Below are 8,697 nucleotides of genomic sequence, written 5' to 3'. Positions count from 1 at the left end.
TGACCGGCACGAAGGGCGGGCAGATCGGTTTCAGGTACCTGTGCATCCAGTTCCAGACGACCGTCACGCACCATGCGGAAAAGTTCGGTGCCCGGCTGGATGATCTGGCCCTTGGTGACGCTGCGGCTGATGATCTGGCCTGCTACGGGGGCGCGAATGGTGGCCTGTGCCAAACGGGTGCGGGTTTCGGACAGGCTGGCGCGGGCGGCGGCCAACTGCGCCGCCGAGGCGCGCTGATTGGCCAATGCCGTGTCCAGAGATGCCTGCGAAAGGAAGCCGCGCTCTTTCAGCTCCTGCGCGCGGGCAAGGGCGGCATCGTCACGGGCGGCGTTGGCTTCTGCGGTTTGCACCGCGGCCTGCTGCTGGCGCAACTGGGCCTGAAGCAGGACATCGTTCATCTGGACCAGTGGTTGGCCCTGACGGACATAGGTGCCTTCGTCCACATAGATGGCGGTGGCCGTCAGCCCCCCGGTTTCGGCACCGACCGGTACTTCTTCCCATGCGCTGACGGTACCGGAGGCCACGACCTTGCGGGGCAGGGTCGCGACAGAGGCACTTACAACGCTCACAGTCATGCTGTTGTCAGGCTTTTCCTTTGTCTCCTTGTCACCGCAAGCGGCCAGACCGAGGACGGACACGCAGGAGAGGAGGATTGCGCAGGATCGCAGTGCTTTCATCAGGGGAGACTTTGACAAATGAGCGAATGTTCAGAGGGGAGGAGGAACGCCATCAAACTCCGCGCAGCCCTTTGGCCACGCGTCTTGAGAGAACGCAGGGATATACAGACTGTTCAACAGGTCAAATGAACAGAAAGTAAGCTATGCAGAATATTGTGGCTTACGCGCCGTATGCCGCCTTGGATTTTGCCCTAGCGGTCTGGCGCCAGCCTGGCGGCCCAATGGGCGGGCAGGGGCGATGGAAGCCCGGCGATGACCGCGACGAGATGTTCGGCCAGCAGAGGTGCGGCGCAGAAGCCGCGTGAGCCAAGTCCCGACAGAATGTGCAGGCCGGGGGCGATCTGCCCGCAATAGGGCAGGCGGTCGGGCGTGGTGGCACGAACCGCCGTGCGGCGATGCACAGGTGCGCCTGCATGGCGTTCCCAGCGGCGGGGCAGGGTGGCACACAAGGTCTGGCGATTGCGCTCAAAGGCTTCCTGACCCGGCTCCGGCGCGGTCACGCCGCGATCATGGGTGGCACCGAACAGCATGCCCGATCCCGTCGGGACGCTATATCCGCCCCATGCGACCGCGACCTCTGCGGGGGCTGGATCTTCGACCGTCCAGTCTGCCTGACCCGCGACAGGGGCAAGGGCGACATCAGGGATCAGGGTGGATGTGCCCCAACCCGCTGCGACAACCACATGGTCGGCACGGGTAATCTCGGCCCCCTCACCATCCAGAACCTGCCACTGCTGGCCCGCCCGGACGATCCGTTCGGCACGGGCCTTGATCACAGGGGTGTCGGCCAGCCAGTCGGTGATGGCTGTTGCAGGCGACAGGGCAAAGGCCTGCGCCATCCACAGCGCGCCGGCGGCAACCGGCTCGCCCAGACGCTCGCCGGCCTGTTCGCGGCCGAGGCGGGACATTGCCCCATCGGGCCAAAGTGACTGGGCAGCGATCTTGTCGAAACGGGTTGCATCGCGCGCGGCCTGTTCCAGCTGGATCACCCCGCGCGAGATGATGGCACCGGAGACTTTGGAATAGAGTTGTCCGGCCCGTTCCAGGGCTTGGGCGTAAAGGCCGCTGATGAAGGCATCACCGGCGTCCAGTCGGGGCGTGACCAGGGCGGCCGGAAAGCCGGAGGCTCCGGAACCTGCGTGTTGTGCCTCGACAAGCCGTGGTGAGAGGCCGGCGGCGCGGGCGGCCCGTACCAGCGATGCGCCCGCAATGCCTGCGCCGATTATGGCGACAGAGGGAGGGGCGGCGGGTGCCGGGCTGCCCTCCATGCGGGCTTCCAGCCGTTCACGCTTGCGACCGTGGCCCGGCATTTTGCTGACGGTAAAGCCATTGGCGGCCAGGGCCCTACGCACGGCACCGGCCACGGTGAAGGTCGCTAGATGGCAGCCCGGTGCGGAACGGGCGGCGACAGCGGCCATGATCTCTTCGGTCCACATGCCGGGGTTCAGCGCGGGGCTGAAACCGTCGAGGAACCATGCGTCGGCCTGTCCCTGCCACTCTGCCAAAGCCCACTCGACTTCGCCGATCGCCAGATCGATGGTCACGCCCCATGCGTCCAGATCGATACGGTGAAAACCGGGGCGGTGGCTGGGCCATTGGGCCAGCAGGGCCTCGGCGGTATCGGCCACATCCGGCCATGCGGCGAGGGCGCGGGCGGCCTCTTCACGTGTCAGGGGAAAACCTTCGACCGAGAAGACGTGGAGCCTTGCGTCTGCGGGGCGATGCTGGCGCCACATATCGATGAGGGCGATGATATTCAGGCCGGTTCCAAAGCCCAGTTCCCCCACAGTGAAATGGGATCGGCCCTGCCAGACGGCGGGCATGTTGCAGCCGCCGAGAAATACGGCGCGGGTTTCGGCCAGACCGTCATCCTTGGAAAAGTAGACGTCCCCAAAACGGCCCGAACGCGGCGAGCCGTCATCGGCCCAAAGGAGTTGTGGGGACGTGGGGTTCGCGGCTGGGGCGTCTTGGGTCATCAGGCGGCCTGTCTAGCCCCGAAGCGGGCACGAAAAAAGGGGCCACCCGAGGTGACCCCTTTCTCGCCCGCGAAGCCGAAGCCCCGCGTGCCTAAGATGAAAATCTTAGTTAGCAGCAGCCGGAGCTTCAGCAGCCGGAGCTTCAGCAGCAACCGGAGCAGCAGCGTCAGCAGCAGCAGCTTCGGTAGCTTCAGCAGCAGCGTCGGTGGCTTCAGCAGCAGCTTCGGTAGCTTCAGCAGCAGCTTCGGTGGCTTCAGCAGCCGGAGCTTCGGTGGTTTCAGCAGCCGGTTGGCAAGCAGCCAGGGCCAGAGCAGCGGCCGAAGCGGCGATCAGGGCAGTGATGCGCATGTTAGTCTTCCTTGAGAAGGTTGAGGCGGGGCCCAAAGCCTCGCTGAGAAACAGATAACGGGATCGTGAGCGGAATCGCAAGCGAAATTCTCACGCCTTCGTGAAGTGTGATGTGGAGAGCGTTGAAAACGTCGCGGCAGTTTGAAAATGCAGGCAAAAAAACTACGAGAAAACAGTGTTTGTGCCGCGGTTTCTTGGTCGTTTGAGGCGTTTGGCGTTTGATTTTAAGGCGCGGTGGAGCCGCGAAATCGTGATGCCTTTTTATCCGAAACGACTCGCGGGGGCCGCATCGAGAGGCCCCCGCAAAGGATCGGATCAGGAAAATATCTACTCTGTCGGGGCGGCGGCCAGAGCCTCTTCCATCTCGGCAAAGCTGGGCTGGATGGTGGAGGGAACGTCGCCACGACCGATCTCGACGGAGATCTGCGCCGCATTGCCGTGCAGGTGGGCCACCAGGACCGACTGGATGATCTTATAGAAGGCACCTTCTTCCTCGACGATGGCATTCAGACGCGCCGCGAAGGGGCCGACCAGACCATAGGCGAGGAACACGCCGAGGAAGGTACCGACCAGTGCGCCGCCGATCATTCCGCCCAGAACTTCCGGCGGCTCGGTGATGGAACCCATCGTCTTGATGATGCCCAGCACGGCGGCCACGATGCCCAGAGCCGGAAGGCCGTCTGCAAGGTTCTGCAGGGCGTGGGCCGGAGCCAGCGCCTCGTGGTGGTGCTTCTCCAGCTGCTTTTCCATCGCATCCTCGATCTGGTGCGGATCTTCGAGGTTCATGGTCATCATGCGCAGAGTGTCGCACATGAAGTCCACGGCGAAGTGGTCCTTCAGGATCTTGGGATATTTCTGGAAGATGGTGCTTTCAGCCGGCTTTTCGATGTGGCTTTCCAGGGCGATGACGCCCTTGGACTTCATCGTCTTGGTCAGTTGGAACAGCAGGCCCAGCAGGTCCTTGTAGTCCTGCTTCTTCCACTTGGGTCCGGCGAAGGATTTGCCCAGACCGCCCAGCGCGCCCTTGATGACCGGCATGGAGTTGGAGATCAGGAAGGCCGCGATACCGGCCCCGAAAATCGCCATCAGCTCATAGGGGAGCGAGTACAGGATGGTGGCCATCTTGCCGCCGTGCAGCAGGAAGCTGCCGAACACCATGGCGAAGAGCAGGATGATGCCGATAATCTGGAACATGGGCCGAAGGCGTCCGCAAGAAGGTAAGCTTGGCGTTTCTTGTGACGGTTAATGCTTAAGGTCAGGTTTCAACCCGCAGACCTGATGCAACTGTTTGTGCCAGCCAGTCACTGAAAACCGCCAGGCGGCGGCTCTGCCCCGACCTCTCGAGAAAGACCAGACTGACAGGCATGGGGGCGGGCACATGATGCGGCATGACCTGTACCAGATCGCCGTGGCTCAGGGCGGTGGCCACATCATAGGCGGGAATCTGGATCAGGCCCATTCCCGCCAGCGCGGCGGCGATATAGGCCTCGGCATTGTTCACCGAGACTCGCCAGTCCATTGGCTGGCTGAAGCTCTCTCCGGCCACGGACCATTCCCAAGGCAGTATGCGTCCTGTGACCGGCGAGGCATAGGCGACCTGCAGATGGCCGCCCAAATCATCGGGGCATCGGGGCGTGCCATAGGTCCTTAAATACGCAGGACTGGCCACATTGATCTGTGCGACCTCGCCGATGCGGCGGGCCTTGAGGCCGGAATCGGCGAGGGTGCCGACGCGCAGCGCCACATCCACGCGCTCTCCGACCATATCGGCGTTCCTGTCATTGAGGCACAGTTCGATCCTGAGACCCGGCCATAGATCCAGAAAGTCGGGCAGGGCGGGGGCAATGATCAACCGGCCAATCCGCCACGGGGCATCAAGCCGGATACGCCCCGCCAACTGGGTGTCCGACCTGAAGAGGCTCTCCATTTCTTCGTTGGAGGCCAGCAAGGTCTGGCTGCGCTCGTAAATGATCTGACCCTCCTGGGTCAGGCTGACACTGCGAGTCGTGCGGTTCAGAAGTCGAGCGCCAACAATGGCTTCCAGTGCTGAAACGGCAGTAGAGGTCCGTGACTTTGGAAGATGTAGAAGATCGGCGGCTTTTGTAAAACTGCCGGTTTCAACCACTGCGTTGAATATACGGTAAAGCTCGATCCGATCCATTATAATCGATTTCTGAACAGTGAATTCTGATTGTTCCGATTTATCAATGAAGCACGACGCCGTAATTTGGCAAAACAGTGATTTTGCTGATCGGATGTAAATAATGCGCAGAACAATCGCGGATAAAGCCGTAATCATTGCCGGTGGCGGCAAGAATCTAGGGGCTTTGATTGCCCGTGATTTCGCAGATTTGGGCGCGAAATCGATTGTCATCCATTACCACAGTGCTTCGGCCGAGGCAGAAGCCAAGGAGACGGCCAAGGCTGTCGAGGCCGCCGGTGCCAAGACCCTTCTTGTTCAGGCCGACCTGACCCAGGCGTCGGAAGTCGAGCGTCTCTTCAAAGAGGCCGAGGCGGCTTTCGGCCGACCGGATATCGCCATCAACACGGTGGGCATGGTGCTGAAAAAACCGATGCTGGAAATCAGCGAGGCGGAATACGACACCATGAGCGCGGTAAATGCCAAATCGGCCTTCTTCTTCCTCAAGGAAGCGGGGCGTTCGGTAAACGACAATGGCGCGATCTGTACTCTGGTTACGTCGCTGCTCGGGGCCTTTACGCCCTTCTATTCCAGCTATGCGGGGACCAAGGCACCTGTCGAGCACTTCACCCGTGCGGCGTCCAAGGAGTTCGGCGAGCGCGGCATATCGGTGACCGCTATCGGTCCGGGCCCGATGGACACGCCCTTCTTCTATGGACAGGAAGACGAGGGGGCGCAGGCCTATCACAAGTCCGCAGCGGCTCTGTCGGGATTGTCGAAGACGGGACTGACCGACATCGAGGACATCGCGCCGTGGGTGCGTTTCCTTGTCACCGAAGGGTGGTGGATGACCGACCAGACCATTCTGGTCAACGGTGGCTACACCACCAAATAAGGCCATGAAAAAGGGGCGGTGGAATGATCCACCGCCCCTTCGGGATTCAGGCGTTTGCCGCCTTTAGAGGCGAAGGGTGCCGTCGATGATTTGCTGGCGGATTTCGTCGGTCAGCAATTGGTATCCATCGGGGCCGCCACGCACATAGAGCGGGCCGTCTACCTTCTCGGGATCGAAACCGTCGTTCACCAGATCAACCTTGCGGTATTTGAAGGTACCGGTCGTTTCCGCCGATTTCAGCAGGCGCACGAAGCACGGACGGGCATAGGGCGGCAGTTGGGCATCGGCTTCGGCGGCAAAGGCCTTGGCGTCGAAGGTGTCGCCTTCGAGGACCAGACCCACCATACCGGCGCGGCCTTCCTGACCGGGGATGTGGACGCCATAGGCGATCACTTCGTTGACGCCCGGGGCTTCGGACAGGTTCTGTTCGACTTCGGCGGTCGAGACGTTCTCGCCCTTCCAGCGGAAGGTGTCGCCCAGACGGTCCATGAAGTAGACATAGCCCTGTTTGTCCTGACGCATCAGGTCGCCGGTACGGAACCAGCGGTCGCCTTTCTTGAAGACGTCGGTCAGGATTTTCTTCTGGGTGGCGGCCTTGTCGGCATAGCCGGTGAAGTCCTGACGCACGGTGGAGCCGATGACGCCGATGGCCTCTCCGGTTTCACCGACCTTGACCAGTTTGCACAGGCCGTTCGGACCGCGCACCGGTTCGCCCGTTTCCGGGTCCAGTTCGATGATGCGCAGGTTCAGCTGCGACTTCAGATAGGACGGTACGCGGCCGATGGCCCCGGCCTTGCCGCCGAAGTTGAACAGCGAGACGTTGCCCTCGGTCGAGCCGTAGAATTCGAGGATGTTGCCGACCTTGAAGCGCGACTGGAACTCTTCCCAGACGTCCGGACGCAGGCCGTTGCCAAAGGCAAGGCGCAGCTTGTGGTTACGCTCTTCAGGGTTTTCCGGCGAGTTCACCAGATAGCGGCACAGCTCACCGATGTAGACGAAGGTGGTCGCGCCGGTGGCCTTTACGTCAGGCCAGAAGGTCGAGGCCGAGAAGCGGCGGCGGGTGATCATCTTGCCGCCGTTCAGCAGGATGGAGCCCACGCCCACCAAGCCGCCGGTCGAGTGGTACAGCGGCAGTACGTTGAACAGCACGTCCTTCTGGGTCGAGCCGGTGGCACCGGCAAAGGCGCGCATATAGGTGCGGGCGCGCGAGTGCGGAATGCGGGCCGCCTTGGGCAGGCCGGTGGTGCCCGAGGTGTAGATGTACATGGCCGTGTCGCGGTTCGTCAGGCCTTTACGCAGGCCACGGTCCGGACGCACCGAGGAGGCGCTGCGCACGGCATTGTCGAAGTCGCGACGGGTGTTGGTTTCGTTTTCCTCGCCCAGACCCAGAACCCACAGCATCAGGTCACGACCGATGCGGCCGCGGGTTTCTTCGACAGCCTGCCAGCAGTCCTCGTCGGATACGACGTTGAATGCGCCCGAGATGTTCAGGCAGTGGCCCAGGGCCGCGCCGGTCAGGTTGTTGTTGATCAGGGCGGTGGCGACGCCGATCTTGGAGAAGCCGTACCACGCGGCCACATATTCCACGCGGTTGTGCATCACCAGGGCGATGGTGTCGCCACGCTTCAGATTGCGGCTGGCGGCCCAGTTCGCGTAGCGGTTGGCCAGGGCCTCGAACTCGCGATAGGTCAGGCGACGGTTTTCGTCTTCGACGCACACGTTGTCGGAGTATTTGTCTACGGCTTCTTCGATGTCGTCGCAGACCAGAACATCACTATCCAGAGCGATCGGCTTGATGCGCTTCAGAAGGCGTACCAGGCCTCCCAGAAAGCGGATTTCGCTCTTGATGTTCGCCACCATACCCATGAGTGCGCAGCCTTTCCCCATTGAATATTTTCTTTGTTGATGAACGGCATGGCGTGTCTGGTCAACTGCTCGAAAAGCCGCATTGGTCCATTGTTGCCGAAAACTACACAGTCTTTGAACGATTTGTATGACGCAGGGTAAAGTTATCGGGCGACGCTAGGTAAACAATGGTCGGTTGAAGCGATGAGGTTGTCCTGTATGCAACCGTAATGTGTCATCGGTCATGATTGGCATGACGTTGATAGACGGTCTGCCGCTGTTTCGTGCGGTGGGTGCGACAGGTCGGAAAGCCTGAAATCCATGCTCGCCATCGCGTGTGTGACGGTGATATTCGAAAGCCATAGATTTGACCCCATCTGCTGATGTCCTGAATGTCAGTCTCAGGATGCTGGAGTGTGTATGTCGTCCAAAGCGTCAACGCCGCCCAACGATAAGAATGTGAATACCGATATGCCTGCTGCGGATGCGCAGGGCCAGTCGGTGCCGCCTGCCCGTATTCCACAGGCCGGAGATGGCCCCTTCCAGAAGGGGCGCATTGTCTGGGGGCGGCCGCCACAGGCGACGTTCATGGCGGGGCCGCTGCCCCGTGACGAAGGGCTGGCACGGCTTCTGTCCATGCCGCCGCACCCGCAACCGGCCAATTCGCCACGTGTCACCGGATCGGTCGCGGCCGGATCGCCCGCTGCGGCAGGCAATGGGGCGGGCAGTCTGGGCGGCGGGTCCAATATTCCGGGCGCCCGGTCAACGCCATCGGCCCCGCAAGCTCCTGCGACCCCAAATCCTGCGACCCCCAGG

At 61.8% G+C, this 8,697-nt stretch carries 8 protein-coding genes; 2 read left to right on the top strand and 6 right to left on the bottom strand.

Annotated elements, in window-relative coordinates; genetic code table 11:
• From B3H86_RS11705 to B3H86_RS11685, 5 genes are all read right to left on the bottom strand, one after another.
• A partial coding sequence (locus B3H86_RS11705; RefSeq protein ID WP_292054114.1) for an efflux RND transporter periplasmic adaptor subunit occupies positions 1 to 575 on the bottom strand: 575 nt, incomplete at its 3' end.
• A 293-nt stretch (positions 576 to 868) separates the two neighbouring features.
• On the bottom strand, positions 869 to 2,653 hold the full coding sequence (gene mnmD / locus B3H86_RS11700) for a tRNA (5-methylaminomethyl-2-thiouridine)(34)-methyltransferase MnmD (RefSeq protein WP_292054112.1): 1,785 nt from the start codon (positions 2,651 to 2,653) through the stop codon (positions 869 to 871).
• A gap of 105 nt (positions 2,654 to 2,758) precedes the next feature.
• Positions 2,759 to 3,001 (bottom strand): hypothetical protein, encoded by a 243-nt coding sequence (locus tag B3H86_RS11695; protein WP_292054110.1) that lies wholly within the window; start codon positions 2,999 to 3,001, stop codon positions 2,759 to 2,761.
• A 327-nt stretch (positions 3,002 to 3,328) separates the two neighbouring features.
• A complete protein-coding gene (gene motA / locus B3H86_RS11690) occupies positions 3,329 to 4,195 on the bottom strand; it encodes a flagellar motor stator protein MotA (RefSeq protein WP_292054108.1) in 867 nt (288 codons plus the stop codon).
• 61 nt (positions 4,196 to 4,256) lie between these two features.
• Positions 4,257 to 5,162, bottom strand: coding sequence for a LysR family transcriptional regulator (locus B3H86_RS11685; protein ID WP_292054106.1), 906 nt, complete (start codon positions 5,160 to 5,162; stop codon positions 4,257 to 4,259).
• A 103-nt stretch (positions 5,163 to 5,265) separates the two neighbouring features.
• On the opposite strand from B3H86_RS11685, the gene B3H86_RS11680 reads away from it, so the two are divergent.
• Positions 5,266 to 6,036: an SDR family oxidoreductase gene (locus B3H86_RS11680; protein WP_292054104.1), complete on the top strand. Its 771-nt coding sequence runs from the start codon at positions 5,266 to 5,268 to the stop codon at positions 6,034 to 6,036.
• 63 nt (positions 6,037 to 6,099) lie between these two features.
• Here the strand turns inward: B3H86_RS11680 and B3H86_RS11675 are convergent, their stop codons facing one another.
• On the bottom strand, positions 6,100 to 7,902 hold the full coding sequence (locus B3H86_RS11675) for a long-chain-acyl-CoA synthetase (protein ID WP_292054102.1): 1,803 nt from the start codon (positions 7,900 to 7,902) through the stop codon (positions 6,100 to 6,102).
• A 450-nt stretch (positions 7,903 to 8,352) separates the two neighbouring features.
• Here B3H86_RS11675 and B3H86_RS11670 point away from each other — a divergent pair.
• Positions 8,353 to 8,697 (top strand): hypothetical protein (locus B3H86_RS11670; RefSeq protein ID WP_292054100.1); only part of this gene is annotated, 345 nt, incomplete at its 3' end.

The sequence above is a fragment of the Brevundimonas sp. UBA5866 genome, assembly GCF_002432125.1.
Taxonomy (GTDB): Bacteria; Pseudomonadota; Alphaproteobacteria; order Caulobacterales; family Caulobacteraceae; genus Brevundimonas.
This window is presented reverse-complemented; position numbering and strand designations above follow the sequence as displayed.